Below are 15,355 nucleotides of genomic sequence, written 5' to 3'. Positions count from 1 at the left end.
CTTTCCTTGTTGTCAGGCGTCAGAGCGTGGACTTGCCGATAACCTGCAGGCTCATCTGCTCCAGCAACCGGTTCATGTGAATGAACTGGGCGAAGCGTTTGTCCTGGGTCTGGCCGTGGTAATAGCGGTAGTAGATCTGCTGGACGATGCCGGCCAGGCGGAACAGGCCATAGCAATAGTAGTAATCGAAGTTGTCCAGGCGGATGCCAGCGCGCTCGGCGTAGTAGTCGACGAACTGCCGGCGGGTGAGCATGCCCGGGGCGTTGCTTGGCTGGCGGCGCATCAGCTGCACCGGTGCCGGGTCGCTGGCCTCGATCCAGTAGGCCAGGCTGTTGCCTAGGTCCATCAGCGGGTCGCCGATGGTGGCCATCTCCCAGTCGAGAACGCCGATGATGCGCATGGGGTTGTCGGCATCGAGGATCACGTTGTCGAAGCGGTAGTCGTTGTGCACGATACCCGGGCGCGGGTGGTCGGCCGGCATCTTCTCGCGTAACCAGGCAATCACGTTCTCCCAGCGGGGGGCATCCGGGGTCAGGGCCTTTTCGTAGCGGCTGGTCCAGCCCTCGATCTGCCGTTGCACATAACCTTCCGGCTTGCCTAGGTCAGCCAGGCCGCAGGCGTGGTAATCCACCTGATGCAGCTCGACCAGTCGGTCGATGAAGCTTTTGCACAGGGCTTCGGTGCGGCTGGCATCCAGGCCCAGCTCGGGCGGGATGTCCGAACGCAGAATCACACCCTTCACTCGCTCCATCACGTAGAACTCACCGCCGATCAGCGATTCGTCGGTGCAGTGGGCGTAGGCCTTGGGGCAATACGGGAAGCCGCTGTTGAGCTGGTTGAGGATGCGGAACTCGCGGCCCATGTCATGGGCCGACTTGGCCTTCTGGCCGAACGGCGGGCGGCGTAATACGAATTCGCGGCCCGGGTAGCTGACCAGGTAGGTGAGGTTGGACGCGCCGCCAGGGAACTGGCTGATGCTCGGGGTGCCCTCAAGGCCGGCGATGTGGCCCTTCAGGTAAGGATCGATGACGGCCGCGTCGAGTTCTTCGCCGGGGCGTACCTGGGTGGACTGGTCGGTAAGCGTCATGCGTTTTCCTTATTATCTGGCGCAAGGACTATTGGCTAATCTAATGGCCTGGCGGCGGTGGAACAAGCGTGCCAGGTGCCATATAGGCGAGGGTGTTGCTGGTCGATCACTGCACCGAATGCCGGGCAAAAAAAAACCGAAGCCGGTCAGGCTTCGGTTTTCTCATCAGGGGTTGTGCCCATCACTCAGGAAGGGAACAGCTCGCTGAGTTTCATCGACAGCATCATGTCGCCTTCGACGCGCAGCTTGCCGCCCATGAAAGCCTGCATGCCGTCGGTTTCACCGCTGACGATGCCCTTGAGGGTTTCGCTGTCCAGTACCAGGGTGCAGTTGGCATCCGGGTTTTCACCTTCCTGGATCTCGCAGGTGCCGTCCTTGACCAGCAGCGCATAGTGCTTGTCTTCGTCGGTGATGTTGAAACCGAACACCAGGTCCAGGCCAGCCGCAGCAGCTGGGTTGAATTTTGCCTTCATCGCCTCGACGGCTTTAGCTACATCGCTCATGGTGTTTTCCTTGTTAAGTGATAGTCGCGTCCGCAGGGACACAATGGGCCGGGCTCAACGGTAGGTGATGAGCTCCGGCGCCCTCAACAGCTGCACATGTGCTTGGCTGTTGAAGGAAGCCAGTGCCACGTCGCGGCCGCGGAACTTCAGCTGGCTGAGCGACGTGTTGATGATCTGCCAGTTCAGCGCAAAGGCCTGGCTGGGGGTGATTCGGGTAACCAGGTGGAGCAGGGCGGCGATGGTGCCGCCGGAGGTGAACACGGCGATGTTGTCGCCACTGCCAGCGCTGCCCAGTACACGCTGCAGGCCGGCTTCGACCCGGTCGGTGAACGCCTGCCAGGTTTCCAGGCCGTCATTGGCATGTTCGCCAGCGTGCCAGCGTTGCACCATCAGCGCGAACAGGCGCTGGAACTCGCTGCGGTTTTGCGCGCCGTTGCGCAGGATATCCCGGGCGTGCGGCTCATCGGCCAACAGGCCGGGGAGCAGGGCGCGGATCACGCCATCGGCATCGAACTCATTGAAGGCCGGGTCGGTCTCAATGGCCGGCACCGCGCAACCACCCGCGCTCAGCGCCTGCAGCGCGTGACGGGCAGTGTCCTGCTGGCGCCGCAGGTCGCCGGCCACGCAGCGGTCCAGGCGCAGGCCTAGCTGGGCGAGATGTTCGCCGAGGGCCTGGCTCTGGCGCACACCGACGGGCGAGAGGACGTCGTAGTCGTCTGCACCGAAGGAGGCCTGGCCATGTCGGATCAGGTAGAGATTGCCCACTGAGGTATCCGGCGTTGAAGGTTGCTGCGAGGTTAGGATGCGCCACACAGGCTGTCAACGAAAAAACATACAAGCGTTTGAAAAGGTTGTTTGAACTGTGTTGCCAGCGTTTACCTCGGCTGGCGAGGGCACGGGCGCAACGGTATGCTTGCAACAGTTTCGCGCCGATCTGGCGCAGGTTCATAAGGAGTCAACGTGGAGTTTCTTGCCGAATACGCAAGCTTTCTCGCCAAAACCGCCACCCTGGTGATTGCCATCCTGGTGGTGTTGTCCGCCATCGCCGGTTTGCGTGGCAAGGGGCGGCGCAAGGCCGGTGGGCAGTTGCAGGTCACCCGCCTCAACGAATTCTATAAAGAGCTGCGCGAGCGCCTGGAAAGCGGCCTGCTCGACAAGGCTCAGCTCAAGGCCCTGCGCAAGCAGCAGGCCAAGGCGGAAAAACAGCAGAAAAAGGGCAAGGCCGATGAGAAGGGCCGGGTGTTCGTGCTCGACTTCGATGGTGATATCAAGGCCTCCGCCACCGAAAGCCTGCGTAACGAGATCACCGCGCTGCTCACCCTTGCCACCCCACGTGACGAAGTGGTGTTGCGCCTTGAAAGCGGCGGTGGCCTGGTGCACAGCTATGGCCTGGCGGCTTCGCAACTGGCGCGCATCCGCCAGGCTGGCATCCCGCTCACCGTGTGCATCGACAAGGTCGCGGCCAGTGGCGGCTACATGATGGCCTGCATCGGCGAGAAGATTGTCAGTGCACCGTTTGCCGTGCTGGGTTCGATCGGTGTGGTGGCGCAGTTGCCCAACGTCAACCGCCTGCTGAAGAAGCACGACATCGACTTCGAAGTGCTGACTGCCGGCGAGTACAAGCGTACCCTGACCGTGTTTGGCGAGAACACCGAGAAGGGCCGGGAGAAGTTTCAGGAAGACCTGGACATCACCCATCAGCTGTTCAAGGATTTTGTGTCCCGCTACCGCCCGCAGTTGCACATCGATGAGGTGGCCACCGGTGAGGTCTGGCTCGGCGTTGCCGCACTGAACCGCAAGCTGGTCGATGAACTGCAGACCAGTGATGAATACCTCAGTGACCGCGCCCGCACGGCCAATCTGTTCCACCTGCACTATGCCGAGCGCAAGAGCTTGCAGGAGCGTATCGGCATGGCGGCCAGCGGCACTGTTGAGAATGCGGTGGTAGGGTTGTGGAGCAAACTCGGCCGCTTGCGCTAACACCTTGAACCCACTGAAATTTTTTTATGTTCAGGGGGTTGCAAGGTTGAAGGAATGCAGACATAATGGCGCCCATCGAAACGCAGCAAACTTTGAAAAAGGTGCGGTGTTTCAAGGAGATAGCGAAGCGTAAGCAGCTAGATCCGAACTTTGAGGCCGAGTAGCAAAGTGGTTATGCTCCGGATTGCAAATCCGTCTACGCCGGTTCGATTCCGACCTCGGCCTCCACCATTCGAAAGCCCCGCAGATTAACGTCTGCGGGGTTTTCTTTATGGGTCAAAAAAGCCGAGAGTTCCGAAACTAAAGGCATGGAGTTCCGAAACTTCAGCCTTTAGAGGGCTTGGCGATGGCGCCGACGCGGCGATAAACGCGCTCGGTGATCCCCTCTTTCGAGTGGCCCAGCAGCACGCTTGCATCGCTCAGGTCGGTGATCTCCGAAGCCGCCTTCGGTCTGATATCGCGGAACTGGAACTGGGCGATTCGATTGGCCAGGTCTGGCTTCTTCTCGACCTCGGCCTTCACCCTGGCATCCTCTCGCGCATCGGCCCACCGGTTGCGCAACATCGGCCAGCTCATGCGCTTGCCGTGCTCATTGACGATGAAGAACGGCGACAAGTGCTCGCTTGTCCTGTGCATGATCCGCTCGAGCAGCAGGCCCAGGCTGTTCTTCACTCCCTCCGCTTCCAAGACGATTCTCAGTCGCTTGCCGGTTTTGCCTTGGCTGACCAGCAGGTAGATTCCCTCCATATCGTCCTTCCGCATGGACAGAACGTCCGACGGCCGCTGACCGGTCAGGTACGCTAGGTCCATCGCGTCCTTCAGCTCCGGCGGAGCCTCCTCATACACCGCCTGCCACACCATTGCGTTGGCGTAGAAGTCGCGCGGTTTCTCTTTGTTCTTCCTCACGCCCAAGCACGGGTTGTCCCTGGTGGTGAGCCCCCATTCCCTTGCAGTGTTGAAAACATGGGAGAGCAGGGCGATTTCCCTGTTTGCCCTGGTCTTCGCCGAGCGCGAGTCGCGGTATTGCGCGATCATGGCCGGCGTGATGGCGTCGATCGGAGCCGAATCGAACACAGCGCGCAGTTGCTTGAGCTCGTAGATGTTGTCCTTCTGCGTCCTGGCGGCCTTGCCCGGAATGATCTTGCGCTCGTACTCGTCGAAAATCCCCTTCATCGTCTTCAATTCGGCCGGTGTGGCCTTGGCTTCGAGGTCGGCCCACTTCAGTTTGGCCTGCACTAGGTCGGTACCGAGTGGTAATTCCTTGCCCGCCTGGTCGCGGTAGTTTCGAGCGAGTACCAGCCGCTGAATGGCGTGCCGTCCTCTGGGTCATCCGGGTCTGGGTCTTCCCTGTGGAGCAGCTTTTTGTTCAGCCATTCGGCAGCGAAGACGTAGGTCTTGCCGTTGTGCGCTCGCTTGACTGACACAATGAAAGTCGTGTCGGTGTCTTCATCCGTAACTGGCAGCCTGTGGCTGCATTTGATCCATTCGCTCACAGCTCATACCTCTCATCAATTCAGCGCCCAGGCGCCAGAGCGGGTGTAGGTTCGGGTTGGGTTTCGTGCGGGGAGACTGGCGCTGGTTGCTGGCCTGCTGCCCTGGTCTTGCGCTTGAGCTGGCTGTCAGGAATGCAGCTCAGCCCCGTGGCGGTGTACCAGCAGGTGGCGCCGCGCTCGTCGTCGTGGAATGTGTCGACTCCATAAGGGAGCGAGTCAGCGCCGGCGCCGGTGGTCAGCAGCAGGAGGCAGAGGGCGAGGCGGGTCATGGTCGCACCTGCAAGCAGGCCTGGCAGATGTCGCCGGTGCCGGTTCCGCGGTTGGATGCCTTCACCCAGATATGTGAGCACGTCTCAGGCTGTCTACGCGCCCACCAGCACACTGGGCCGTCGTCGGTGTCATGGATGGCCAGGCAGAACCAGCCATCACCTTCCGGCTTGCCCGGCTCCCAGTAGCCGCAATGCGGTTCTCCAGCTTCGAAGTAGCGTTCAGCGATCTCTTCCGGAGCGTCGTTTTCCAGGTGGACCATGACGAGCTGCAGGCCCTGTTGACCAATCCAGGCCTTGCACTTCTCGCCATCGCCTTCATCTAAGTCGGGCAGGTCGGGGTGTTCAAACATCCCGTATTCGTGCGCACGACCGGCGCCGGCTGGATCAGCTTGATTTCTTCAGTCATGACGATTCCTTGGCCGCTCCTGCGACCTGCTTGTGCTTAAATTGGCGGGTTCTGAAATGGATACTTCTAGTTAGGGAGAACGCTTATGTTTGCTGTTGGTATCGCGCTGCTTGCTGTTGGGCTGGGCACTTCGAACGCTGGTCTATGAATACCGGGCGCCGCGCTCATGGCCGCCGGCGTCGTGAAGCGAGTGCGCAGCTGATCCCTTGGCCGCCATATCGCGGCAGTGAGTAGAGGGGAGAGGGGTTAAAGCGGAGTGGAGTACAAATGTTCTCCAGACGTCAGGCGGGCTCTCGGGTGGTGTTCGGCTGAATCGCGAGACCCCTGACGGCTTCGCTGTAGATGTACTTGATCTGGTCCCACGGAATGATGTGGCGCTGGCCGTACTCGCCCTCGCCATCGCATATCTCGCAGCCTTCCACTGGCTCATCCAGTTCGCGGCATTCCGGGCATTCCTGGGTGACCTCCAGCTTGAACTCACCGAGCAGCAGTGCCTTGGCGCCGTTCTCGGCCGTGAGCCGCTTGGGCATCAGGCAATATCCGTCGGGGATGGATACCAACGGTCCAACGGGAACAATCGGCAGCCCAGTAGCCGCCGCATCCCTCTCTGCCTCTTCTTTGGTCCACCAGAAGGCAGTACCAACCATCCAGGCTATTGGCTCGGAGTGGGGCTGCGGGGATGGCTGGCTGAGCAAAGCTTCGGCCTCGCGCTGAGTGGGCGAGCCTTCGCCGCGTGCAGCTATTGTCGCGCTGATAAGTCGGCGCACCAGGTCGCGGGGCACGCTGACCATCTCGGTGTTGCTGGATCGGTTTTCTGTGGGCATGGGGATACCTTTCAGGTATGTTTCTCTGTTTTCATGGAGAAGATATGAAGTTTCTTAAAAGTTTTTGGAGTTTCGCTGCGTTAATTGTTTTGCCGGTTGTAGTGGCGGCGATCGCTTCCTTTGTTTTGTACCGCGACCAGTTTGGAGGGGGTTTTTCGGATGTCTCAGCAAAGTGGTCTGAATTTGGTGGCTACATAGGAGGGGTGCTGGGCCCGATTGTTTCATTTTGCACACTTCTGGCCGTAGTTAGAACCGTTTATCTACAGCGTGAACTTATTGAGGTTCAGAAGGTAGAGTATAAAAACCTATCGGCTCAGCAGGATGCGCAAATTGCCTTGGCAAAAGAGGAAATGCAGACTGCTCGCACTACCTCCTATAGAGAGCTACAGTTACGGCTAGTCGAAATGCTAATCGAGCAATCAAGGCAAGAGGCATTCATAATACAAAGCGAAATTAGTAGGCACTCCAAAAATCCGTCCATATTTCAAATGGGCGATTATCTAGCTAATTTGTCTGAGAGAAACAATCAGCTTGCTGAGGAAGAACGGCAACTGCGCTCAGTCATGGTCAAATTGTCAGTTAATGAATTCGGATCGCTGGATGAGGTGAAGAATTTCCTTGAGCCCTACTTAAATCGGTTTTTGAACATGCGTGGTCATGGCAAGCCGCTCTAACTCATCTTCCGCTAATTCACAGAAAAATGAGCAGGCTGGCAGCTTCTCGTTGCGTCGGATCGGCCCGTCACCCAGGTCGCGAAGAGAGAACCGCACGTTGGAGGTTCGGTTACGGAATAGGTAGGATCCGTCGCCCAGTTCGTCCTGGATGACGCACAGCGCTTCAAACTGCTCGGGGAAGTCTTGGCGGATCGCTCGGAAGTAGCCTTCGCCGCCCTTCACGCAGCCGATACAGTTGGCGTTGTCGTAGCCCATCCGGTACATCAGCGGCAGTTCGATGCCTGCGCGCAGCAGGATGGCCTTACAGTCGTCCTAGCCCAGGCCGCGGTCGATCAGCGGGGCTATCACCGGTCGGTCTGGGTTTCGCTCTCTGAAGTCTTCCAGGCGGTCGGCCTCCTCCGCAGTGTAGCCGAATACCATGATGTCGCCAGGCTGCTTCCATGTATCGAGCAAGCGCCGCTTGAGGATTTTGGTGCACGGCGCGCCGGTGCGGCCCTTCATGTAGCGCTCGCGGCGAAACACCTCATGAGCGTCGGCGCCGTATTTCTCGTCCCGCAGGACGATGATCGGCTGGCCGAACCAAGCTTCGCAGTCCTGGGCGAACCGGCGGTTGTCCTCATGCTCGTTCGCGAGGAGCGCGTTGATGATCTGCACGTCGTGCGTGCTGCCGTACTCTGCCAGGGCCAGCTTGGTGGCTACCGCTGAAGCCGCTCCTCAGCTGAACTGGCAAACGATGCGATGATTTTCGGTGGGCAAGAAATCAACCTCAAATGTATAGTCGCCCATCCACGCAGGAGGCGATGCAATGGCTGATAGCCTTTATCACTACACAGACGCAGGCGCAGTGAAATCCATTTTGGAGCTCAAAGAACTTTGGATGACCGACATAAGATTTTTGAATGACTCTCAAGAGTTAAATGATGGAGTTGTTTTTGTCATAGATGCGTTAGATATTGTGGCGCAAGAGTTTTCAGATGGTGATGAATTTGCTCTTAAGGCAATTCGTGAGTTGAAGTCTGGATTTGATAGTCATGTCTCAGACTGGATCAATGATGAGCCAATTTTTGTGTGCTCATTCAGCGAGGCTGGTGATCAGCTTAGCCAGTGGCGAGCATACGGTTCATATGCCATAGAGTTTGATAGCGATCGACTAGTCGAGAAATTAGGTTTATTTGATTGCGTATATGACCGAGAAAAGAAAATTGAGTTTGCTTTCGAGGCGGTCAAGGACAGTGTTCACGGCCTTGCTGATGATCTGAGGCGCTACGGCGATGAACTTCCGCTCAAGTCATTGGAGTATTTGTCGATCCTCGTAAGGACGGCGTCCATATTTAAGAATGAGCATTTTTATGAGGAGCGGGAGGTTCGCTGCGCGCTTGATCTTCAGATACCGAGTAGTAAATTGCAATTCCGGCAGAGAGGTGGGTTGTTGGTTCCATACACTCCGGTCAGTTTTTCTTATGAGAGTATAAAGGCCATTCATGTTGGGCCGATGCGTGATCAAGATTTAGCCTTCACCGCAATGAAGGCATTCGTGTCAAATATTGAATCTGTTATTTATGCTAAAGCAGAAGGCGAACACCATAAAGTCAGAGTGGTGCAGTCGAAAATTCCTTACCGAGCGCCCTGAGACATACTCAAAAGAGAAAAACCGATGAATGCCGCCCTCGCCGGGGAGGCGTTATCGTTGAATAGGGGAAGGCACCGGCTGATGGCACAGCGCCACGTTTTGCGGGAGGTCTGGATCTTTGCTATAACGCCCGGCCATTTCTAAGGAAGGAACCTAATGAAACGCACCGTTATTGGAGCAATGCTTGTAGCCCTCACTGCGCTGTCGCTGAGCGGCTGCTGGGAATCCGAGGCTGAAAAGCCGGCGGCCGGCGAAAAGCTCTGGAACATCCCTAAGCCAGACCGGAGCAAGGACGAGGGTTTCACGCCATGAAGCGGGCTATCTCGATCGTCATTCTCGCAACCGCCTCAGCACTGCTTTTGAGCGGTTGCTTGGAATCCGAAGCAGAGAAGAAGGCTCAAGAGCAACAGGAGGCGAGTGAAAACCTCTGGAACATCACTCCGCCTGATGAGAGCCAGGACGAGGGGTTCAAGCCATGAAGCGCTCTATCGCACTCGCCATGCTGGCCTTGGTCAGTTCCGTAATGCTCAGCGGATGCTTCGAGTCAGAATCCGAGGAAAAAGCCAAGGCCCAGCAGGATTCTAGCGACAAGCTCTGGGACATCCCGCCTCCAAAGACCCCAGATAAAGGTTTCAAGCCCTGACCGGGAATCTCTAAACGCCGCCTATCTCTGGGCGGCGTTTTCGTTTTGTGGGGAAGGCGCTGGCGGGCAGCGCCGGAGGGTTAGGCCGCGAGGCGCTTCTTATCGGCGCGGGCCTTGGCCTGGTGCAGCCGAAGCACTTCTTTGTAGCTGGCCTTGGCCGCTTTTATGGTGTGAGCCCACTCACCGGCGACCTCAAGAGTCTCGTAGGGCGACCAGTGCGCGAAACGGGTAGGCCGGCGATGCTCGCAGTAGGCACTTCCGCGTGGGTAGCGGACCATCCGGTACTCGTATTGCCCCAGGTGCCGCGCTGCTGGATCTGCGGCTGGTTGATCCCGAGGAAGTGGGCGAAGCCGTCATAGCATTCGCACTCATCGAGGTAGGCATCGAATCTGGTGTACTTTCGCGGAGGCGGCGGCGGTGGCAGCTTGGATAGCGCAAACTGCTTGCCTTCAGGCGTTGCCCGGTATTCGAGACGTCGTACTCTGGACTGGTGAGGAAGTGGTGCGGCCTGCGACGGTCAGATCGCTCAGCGAAGTGCCAGAGCAGGCCGAGCTGCTTCTCGGTAGCTTCGACCATGGCTTTCTCCATGCATGCGCCGCCCTCCGTGGCCGGATGCGGCATGGTGGCAATTTGGTCTGGGATGGGGTATTACGGTGGCGCCAAAATCCAACAGAAAGGGGTTTCTATGGAACTAATATCTTCAATCATTCCGTACTCTGGGCCTGCTATGGCAGCCCTTATAGCTGGTGCAATCTCATTTGCTGTAACCGTCCTCGCTAAAGACCAAAAAACTTCGGAATTCCGACAGGCATGGATTGACGGCTTGCGAAATGATGTTTCTGAATTAGCCGGGGGAGCAATTTCGCTGTTCAGTGCTAAAGATCTGAAGGCTAACCGGAATGAAGATAGCGATGCATACCTTCTGGAGCGTCACGCTGAAATCTCAAAGCTGGATACTCTTATTTTCCGGATTCGGATGAGGCTTAATCCAAGTGAGCACTCAGAAATAATCGCTCTTTTAGAATTTTTCCACAGCGATGGTGCCGCAAGTAAAGATGAGGTTAACTCAACCGTCAGCTCACTGGTGGAGAAGACGCAGGCGTTACTCAAATCCGAATGGACAAGAGTAAAAAAAGGTGAGTTTTCTTTTCAAGTATTGAAATTTGTTTCGCTTGCAGTTGCCGCAATTTCACTGATCGCAGTCGCGGTTACCTTCATAACAAGAGCGTAGACGAAGCAGCTTTGCATGATAATTAAACTTTCGCGCCATGGCCTGCAATACCCTGATTTCGTGGCGCGGCGGAGTGAGCATAGATAGCGAGCCGCCCGGGCCAAGCTGATGCAATTGATAAATCATGAGCGTCATCGCCTCGTCCGGTTCCTTATTTAAGCCCACTCCATCAGCTCCAATAGTGCCTGTTTAGTCCCTTATCAAACTTTCAAGCGCAGGTCTTTTTCCTTCACTTTGACTGCTTTCTCGCGCTGACGCCGGTCAAGTTCTGCTTGATCCATTGGTACGGCCGATGCCTCTCAAGCTTGAGGGCAAGGTCTTACAGTTTATCCCGTTATGACAAGGCAAATACTTTTAGAAGTTTGCGATACATATCCTATCGCTAAATAGTCGAATGACCGATTGTCGGTCGTCTAATTTTGAATGGTGCAAGACTAATTTTTTTGGTTTTAAGAGTTGAGTGGAGATTTTGCTATGTCTAAACTTACTTTTTATGTCGCTCTGATGTGCGTTCTTTCATTTTTCACAATATCTCACGTTCATGCGCAGTGTGCAGATTGTGGTGCGGATAGGAATAAGCAGGAGCGAGAGCAGATGGAGAAAGATAAGCAGAAAGAGACAATTTCCGAAAAAGAACTTATGGAGAAGCATCCCAAGGCGTCAGACAAGCCGCAGGGTAAGACAACCGACGTGCGAAGGGTTGGAGTGCCTAATGGCTCTACATTGGATAAAAATTAGAATTTCTGTGTGCTTATGGATATGCCGGTTAATTTCGTCGATAGCAGGCTCGTTCATGGGCGTAAATTCCATTCCGGTAGAGCCTTAAGATTATTAGATTAGAGGTAAGCGCGGTTCCAAAACTGAAACGCAGAGCCTTGTAGGATGCGGGTTACAGCCAGGCAGATCCCGATTCGTTTTGGAACTGATTATGGCGCCAAGGCCGCATGAGACTGTGATTCTTGTATCGGTCTGCAAATCCGTCTACGCCGGTTCGATTCCGACCTCGGCCTCCACCATTCGAAAGCCCCGCAGATTAACGTCTGCGGGGTTTTTCATTTTGTCCGGCATTCAGCCATGGCTCAGCGACAGTTCGCTGATGATGCATACAGAGCCATCGGATGCCGGCGTTGCGTCGGTGTAGTCCACCTGGTTGTAGATCCCGCCATGAAACTCGAGCAGGCGCGAATCCCAGGTGTCATCGAGCTGCAGTTCGCTTGAGGTTCTGGAGACCCCGTTGCACCTGGCAGTCACCTTGACCACACCCGCAGCGGTGGCGTGAATGATCACGTCGAACGTTGTGCCGAGTGGCACGCCCTGCAAGAGGGTGCTGTTCACCGGGTTGGTCTGGTTGTAAGACTCCCGGAAGCCTAGGGTGATGTTGCCCTTGTTCCAGAACACCTTCACCGGCGGGCTGTCATCCCCCCTGACGTGCATCTGGCTGATGACCACCTTTTGCGCCGAGTTGACCTTGGTCAGTGCCATGGTCTGGCGATTCCAGTGGTCGGGTGCGCTGCCTAGCGTCCAGTTCTGAGTCTCCGACCACTCGCAACGGGTTCTGTGGGTGCTCTTGCTTGAAGCCCCTTTGGTCGGTGCCGAAAACTGGATCGACCCGTCACTGAGCACTTTCACCACGCTCGGGTACTGGGCGATCGCTTCGGCGCCGTTGAGCTCAAGTGCGACGGGGTTCGTTGACGAGACTGCCACCGGGGTAGCGATCGTTAGATTGCTGATGTTTACGGTCATAAATACTCCTGACGATAAAATCATTGGCCTGGCACGATTGCCTTCCAACCCTGATGCGTTCCTCCGCATCCGGTTGGGCACTCGTGAGTGCGCAGGCGGATGATTTGAAGCGCGGGGTGAATGGGCTTTATCTGTATGGATATACAGTATCTCTGGCAGGTCTTTTTTCAACCCCTGGAATTGCGTAAAGCGTGATGACGGGTAAGAAAGAGGCTTGGGTCTGCGGGTAGCCGCCAAAGCAAAGCCCGGCTCAAGGCCGGGCTTTGCTCGGGTTTTTCTTGCGATGGCGGTCTCGTTCGCGTGCGCACAGGCAAGGGATGCGACAACTTTTCGTACACATTTCCAGTGCCCGGAAAAAGAAAAACCCGCCAACCAGTGGCGGGTCTAAAGAACGTACGGAGCAGGGTCAGAGTGCCGAAGTGCTTGTCATGAATTCGTGAAACTCACGTTGACGGTGTGTCGGCAACCTCCATGTGTCTAGTCCTGAAATAGGTTTACACCTGTTCAGGTAGGCCGACAGGCCTCAAAACGCCCGATGCACTGCATCGGGCGTTTTGTTTTTCAGGGCCATATGGGGCCGTTCTGTGTTGTAGATCTGCACTGCCTCGTCAACCATCTGTCTCGCCTGCTCAAGATCTTCAGGGCTGCTCAACAGCAGCTCCATCTTGAGGATTCCGTTGATTCGCTCGGCCAGCGCGTTCTGGTAGCAGTCATACCCATCAGTCATGGAGCACTGAACATCGTGCCGTTGGTGCAGTGACTGGTACAGCGCCGAGCAATATTGGATGCCTCGATCCGAATGGTGGACTAATGGCTGGCGACGACGTCGCTTTCGTAATGCCTGCTTGAAGGCTTGCGCCACTGACTCGGCATGCAGGCTTTCATGGACGTGGTGGCCAACAATTTTCCTGGAGTACGCATCCGTTACCAGGCTCAGGTACAGCGGGCCGTTACGTGCGGGCAGGTAAGTAATATCGGCAACCCAGACGTGCTCCGGCCTTGTCGGAACGACTTGGCTTGGGCCCGGCTTGAGTAAGTTGGGATGGCGGTAGAAGCGATGAAAGCTTTGTGTTGTCTTGTGGTAGGCCCGCTTAGGCAGCACCAGCAAACGGCGCTCTCCCAAGACCTGGAACAGCCTATCTCGGCCAACTTGGAACCGTTTGTCAGGTTGGCAATGCAGCAGATAGTGCAGCTTGCGTGTACCCAGACGAGGCTGGCGCATCCGGACTTGCTGAACAAACTCAACCACCTGATCTGCCTGGCGCTCTTTGCCATCAGCAGTTCGGTTGCGCTTGTAGTAAGCCTGTCGACTGATGCCTAGAAACTGACAAGCCCTGGCAATGCTCAGTCCTGCGACTTGACCTTGCGAGAGGACTTGCCGGATCGCTTTTTTACGACCGAAACACCATAGTCATTTTTCAGAACATCAACGACCGTCTCAAAAAACTGGGCCTTCTGGCTCATCAGTTCCAACTGTTGCTCAAGCTCTTTGATCCGCTGCTCTGGAGTGAGCGTTTTGGGGTCAGACATCGCGCAGCTCCTCTCGTCGCGGATCGAGGCCCCCTGGCTCCAATCCTGCCGACCGTGCTTACGCAACCATACCAGAACCGTCGACCGACCCTGGATGCCATACCGCACCTGGGCCTGTTTGTAGGTCAGTTCGCCTTTTTCAATCTGATCAACCACCGCCAATTTAAAAGACAGTGAGTAATCTCTCTGTGTGCGCTTTACACCTTGCTCCATCTGACTCTCCGGAAATTCGGGATGGGAGGTGTAAACCTTATTCAGGACGGGACAATGAGCAAAAAAAAGCCCGCCATGAAGGCGGGCAATGAACGTTTTGAAGGGAGAGATTTCAGCCTGAGGCCGGTCGGTTAAGCCAGCATTAACCTTGTCCCATTGACCGCGACCTACGATGCGCCTATATAGGCGTGCCAGATTTCCAGGAGCCACCATGCGCGACGAAGACGACCTGCACGAGCCCGAGCACGATCATCTGCTCGATCACGAATTCCTCTATGAGGACTTCGACCCTGAAGCTGACGCCCAGGGCGCCGAAGACGAAGTCGAGGAGGACGAAGAGCTGCTGGATGACCTCGATGACGAAGAGCGCGATCACCCAGCCTGGCACGACGATCTGGACGACTAGTCAGCGCCCGTCGATCGAGAAGCGCCCCGGGCCACTGACCGCCAGTATCAGCAGGCCGCCGCAGATGCTGAGGTTTTTCAGGAACTGGGTCATGTTGGCGGCACGCTCCGGGTCGACCATGTTCCAGAATGGATGGCCAAGCAGCGCAGTGCCCAGCACGAACAAGGCGAACAGGAAGGCCAGCGGGCGTGTGTAGAAGCCCAGGATCAGCAGGATGCCGACAATGAATTCCATGATCACCGCAACCGCTGCCGCCAGCATCGGCGCAGGCGCGCCCAGCGAGGTCATGTAGCCGACCGTGCCTTCGAAGCCGGTGAGCTTTGCCCAGCCCGATAGGACGAAGAGGATCATGAGCAGCACGCGGGCAATCAGCAAGATGATGTCGCGTTGACCATCGAACAGGGAGTAGCGCATGGCGGCATACCGGTGGATGTAGACAAACTCCACTCTAGCAGTTGCGCAGAAGGTTGCCGCCGGGCAGCAAAAAGGCGCCGCAAGGGCGCCTTTTCGAAGAAGTTTGGTGCGAGTGGCGGGACTCGAACCCGCAAGGCTCACGCCGACAGATTTTAAGTCTGCTGTGTATACCAATTCCACCACACTCGCACGCTTGAAAGGGTCGTAGCGACCGGCGCGCTTCTAGGCAGAAGGGCCTGACAATCAAGTGCGCTTTATAACCCATTGTTATAGTTGAGTCAATCGCAGCACCTATGATCAAAGGAATGA

General features: G+C 56.5%; 21 protein-coding genes, 2 tRNA genes and 2 pseudogenes. 10 read left to right on the top strand and 15 right to left on the bottom strand.

The features are described 5' to 3' along the window. Positions 1 to 19: 19 nt before the first annotated feature. From BUQ73_RS16570 to BUQ73_RS16560, 3 genes are all read right to left on the bottom strand, one after another. Positions 20 to 1,087: a phosphotransferase family protein gene (locus BUQ73_RS16570; RefSeq protein ID WP_079228875.1), complete on the bottom strand. Its 1,068-nt coding sequence runs from the start codon at positions 1,085 to 1,087 to the stop codon at positions 20 to 22. Between the two features lie 185 nt (positions 1,088 to 1,272). Beyond that, positions 1,273 to 1,590: an SCP2 sterol-binding domain-containing protein gene (locus tag BUQ73_RS16565; protein WP_027920549.1), complete on the bottom strand. Its 318-nt coding sequence runs from the start codon at positions 1,588 to 1,590 to the stop codon at positions 1,273 to 1,275. A 54-nt stretch (positions 1,591 to 1,644) separates the two neighbouring features. Beyond that, positions 1,645 to 2,355, bottom strand: a complete 711-nt coding sequence (locus tag BUQ73_RS16560) for a histidine phosphatase family protein (RefSeq protein ID WP_079228874.1) — start codon at positions 2,353 to 2,355, stop codon at positions 1,645 to 1,647. Between the two features lie 195 nt (positions 2,356 to 2,550). On the opposite strand from BUQ73_RS16560, the gene sohB reads away from it, so the two are divergent. Together sohB and BUQ73_RS16550 are read left to right on the top strand one after the other, a co-directional pair. Continuing rightward, positions 2,551 to 3,570 (top strand): protease SohB, encoded by a 1,020-nt coding sequence (gene sohB / locus BUQ73_RS16555; RefSeq protein WP_027920547.1) that lies wholly within the window; start codon positions 2,551 to 2,553, stop codon positions 3,568 to 3,570. A 154-nt stretch (positions 3,571 to 3,724) separates the two neighbouring features. Further along, positions 3,725 to 3,798: transfer RNA gene (locus BUQ73_RS16550), tRNA-Cys, on the top strand. A 96-nt stretch (positions 3,799 to 3,894) separates the two neighbouring features. On the opposite strand, the gene BUQ73_RS16545 is transcribed toward BUQ73_RS16550, so the two are convergent. From BUQ73_RS16545 to BUQ73_RS28130, 5 genes and pseudogenes are all read right to left on the bottom strand, one after another. After that, positions 3,895 to 4,878: a tyrosine-type recombinase/integrase gene (locus BUQ73_RS16545; RefSeq protein WP_079228873.1), complete on the bottom strand. Its 984-nt coding sequence runs from the start codon at positions 4,876 to 4,878 to the stop codon at positions 3,895 to 3,897. Beyond that, the gene (locus tag BUQ73_RS16540; RefSeq protein WP_079228872.1) at positions 4,806 to 5,063 is read right to left on the bottom strand and encodes a hypothetical protein; all 258 of its coding nucleotides are present in this window, start codon (positions 5,061 to 5,063) and stop codon (positions 4,806 to 4,808) included. Before BUQ73_RS16540 ends, BUQ73_RS16545 begins: the two co-directional genes overlap by 73 nt. A 20-nt stretch (positions 5,064 to 5,083) precedes the next feature. Beyond that, the gene (locus tag BUQ73_RS28725) at positions 5,084 to 5,332 is read right to left on the bottom strand and encodes a hypothetical protein (RefSeq protein WP_079228871.1); all 249 of its coding nucleotides are present in this window, start codon (positions 5,330 to 5,332) and stop codon (positions 5,084 to 5,086) included. An 89-nt stretch (positions 5,333 to 5,421) separates the two neighbouring features. Beyond that, positions 5,422 to 5,738: pseudogene (locus BUQ73_RS16530) on the bottom strand (hypothetical protein); the annotation flags it as partial. A 281-nt stretch (positions 5,739 to 6,019) separates the two neighbouring features. Next, positions 6,020 to 6,562, bottom strand: a complete 543-nt coding sequence (locus BUQ73_RS28130; RefSeq protein WP_152031570.1) for a hypothetical protein — start codon at positions 6,560 to 6,562, stop codon at positions 6,020 to 6,022. Positions 6,563 to 6,606: 44 nt separating this feature from the next. On the opposite strand from BUQ73_RS28130, the gene BUQ73_RS28125 reads away from it, so the two are divergent. After that, positions 6,607 to 7,236: a hypothetical protein gene (locus BUQ73_RS28125; protein ID WP_152031569.1), complete on the top strand. Its 630-nt coding sequence runs from the start codon at positions 6,607 to 6,609 to the stop codon at positions 7,234 to 7,236. On the opposite strand, the gene BUQ73_RS28720 is transcribed toward BUQ73_RS28125, so the two are convergent. Together BUQ73_RS28720 and BUQ73_RS28715 are read right to left on the bottom strand one after the other, a co-directional pair. After that, positions 7,192 to 7,491, bottom strand: a complete 300-nt coding sequence (locus BUQ73_RS28720; RefSeq protein ID WP_237772712.1) for a hypothetical protein — start codon at positions 7,489 to 7,491, stop codon at positions 7,192 to 7,194. The genes BUQ73_RS28125 and BUQ73_RS28720 overlap by 45 nt on opposite strands. A 57-nt stretch (positions 7,492 to 7,548) precedes the next feature. After that, entirely contained in the window at positions 7,549 to 7,890 is a 342-nt protein-coding gene (locus BUQ73_RS28715; RefSeq protein ID WP_237772711.1) for a hypothetical protein, read from the bottom strand. 151 nt (positions 7,891 to 8,041) lie between these two features. Here BUQ73_RS28715 and BUQ73_RS16515 point away from each other — a divergent pair, with 151 nt between their 5' ends. From BUQ73_RS16515 to BUQ73_RS28395, 4 genes are all read left to right on the top strand, one after another. Then, a complete protein-coding gene (locus tag BUQ73_RS16515) occupies positions 8,042 to 8,866 on the top strand; it encodes a DUF2971 domain-containing protein (protein WP_079228870.1) in 825 nt (274 codons plus the stop codon). Positions 8,867 to 9,022: 156 nt separating this feature from the next. After that, positions 9,023 to 9,178, top strand: a complete 156-nt coding sequence (locus BUQ73_RS28405) for a hypothetical protein (protein WP_161492848.1) — start codon at positions 9,023 to 9,025, stop codon at positions 9,176 to 9,178. Next, positions 9,175 to 9,345 carry a hypothetical protein gene (locus BUQ73_RS28400; protein WP_161492847.1) on the top strand — a complete coding sequence of 57 codons (171 nt, stop codon included), beginning with the start codon at positions 9,175 to 9,177 and terminating at the stop codon, positions 9,343 to 9,345. The genes BUQ73_RS28405 and BUQ73_RS28400 overlap by 4 nt, the downstream gene beginning before the upstream one ends. Beyond that, positions 9,342 to 9,509: a hypothetical protein gene (locus BUQ73_RS28395; RefSeq protein WP_161492846.1), complete on the top strand. Its 168-nt coding sequence runs from the start codon at positions 9,342 to 9,344 to the stop codon at positions 9,507 to 9,509. The genes BUQ73_RS28400 and BUQ73_RS28395 overlap by 4 nt, the downstream gene beginning before the upstream one ends. 80 nt (positions 9,510 to 9,589) lie before the next feature. Here BUQ73_RS28395 and BUQ73_RS28710 read toward each other — a convergent pair. Further along, a pseudogene (locus tag BUQ73_RS28710) lies at positions 9,590 to 10,085 on the bottom strand (hypothetical protein). On the opposite strand from BUQ73_RS28710, the gene BUQ73_RS28120 reads away from it, so the two are divergent. After that, the gene (locus tag BUQ73_RS28120) at positions 10,084 to 10,740 is read left to right on the top strand and encodes a hypothetical protein (RefSeq protein WP_152031568.1); all 657 of its coding nucleotides are present in this window, start codon (positions 10,084 to 10,086) and stop codon (positions 10,738 to 10,740) included. The pseudogene BUQ73_RS28710 and the gene BUQ73_RS28120 overlap by 2 nt on opposite strands. Positions 10,741 to 11,214: 474 nt before the next feature. Beyond that, positions 11,215 to 11,478 (top strand): hypothetical protein, encoded by a 264-nt coding sequence (locus tag BUQ73_RS28115; protein ID WP_152031567.1) that lies wholly within the window; start codon positions 11,215 to 11,217, stop codon positions 11,476 to 11,478. A 330-nt stretch (positions 11,479 to 11,808) separates the two neighbouring features. Here the strand turns inward: BUQ73_RS28115 and BUQ73_RS16500 are convergent, their stop codons facing one another. Together BUQ73_RS16500 and BUQ73_RS16495 are read right to left on the bottom strand one after the other, a co-directional pair. Further along, complete coding sequence (locus BUQ73_RS16500) at positions 11,809 to 12,483, bottom strand: polysaccharide lyase family 7 protein (RefSeq protein ID WP_079228869.1); 675 nt, start codon at positions 12,481 to 12,483, stop codon at positions 11,809 to 11,811. A gap of 523 nt (positions 12,484 to 13,006) precedes the next feature. Continuing rightward, positions 13,007 to 14,226, bottom strand: a protein-coding gene (locus tag BUQ73_RS16495; RefSeq protein WP_152031491.1) for an IS3 family transposase whose coding sequence is annotated in 2 segments (ribosomal slippage) — positions 13,007 to 13,878 and positions 13,878 to 14,226 — 1,221 coding nt in all. Because the reading frame shifts where the segments join, the coding sequence is not laid out codon by codon here. A gap of 211 nt (positions 14,227 to 14,437) precedes the next feature. Here BUQ73_RS16495 and BUQ73_RS16490 point away from each other — a divergent pair. After that, positions 14,438 to 14,632, top strand: a complete 195-nt coding sequence (locus BUQ73_RS16490) for a hypothetical protein (protein ID WP_060485048.1) — start codon at positions 14,438 to 14,440, stop codon at positions 14,630 to 14,632. Here BUQ73_RS16490 and BUQ73_RS16485 read toward each other — a convergent pair whose 3' ends face one another. Next, complete coding sequence (locus tag BUQ73_RS16485; RefSeq protein ID WP_079228868.1) at positions 14,633 to 15,046, bottom strand: DoxX family protein; 414 nt, start codon at positions 15,044 to 15,046, stop codon at positions 14,633 to 14,635. A gap of 104 nt (positions 15,047 to 15,150) precedes the next feature. Beyond that, a tRNA-Leu gene (locus tag BUQ73_RS16480) sits at positions 15,151 to 15,235 on the bottom strand. Positions 15,236 to 15,355: the final 120 nt, after the last annotated feature.

The sequence above is a fragment of the Pseudomonas putida genome, from assembly GCF_002025705.1.
In the GTDB taxonomy this organism is placed as follows: Bacteria; Pseudomonadota; Gammaproteobacteria; order Pseudomonadales; family Pseudomonadaceae; genus Aquipseudomonas; species Aquipseudomonas putida_J.
The sequence above is the reverse complement of the archived record's forward strand: the minus strand, read 5'-3'. Positions and strand labels throughout refer to the sequence as shown.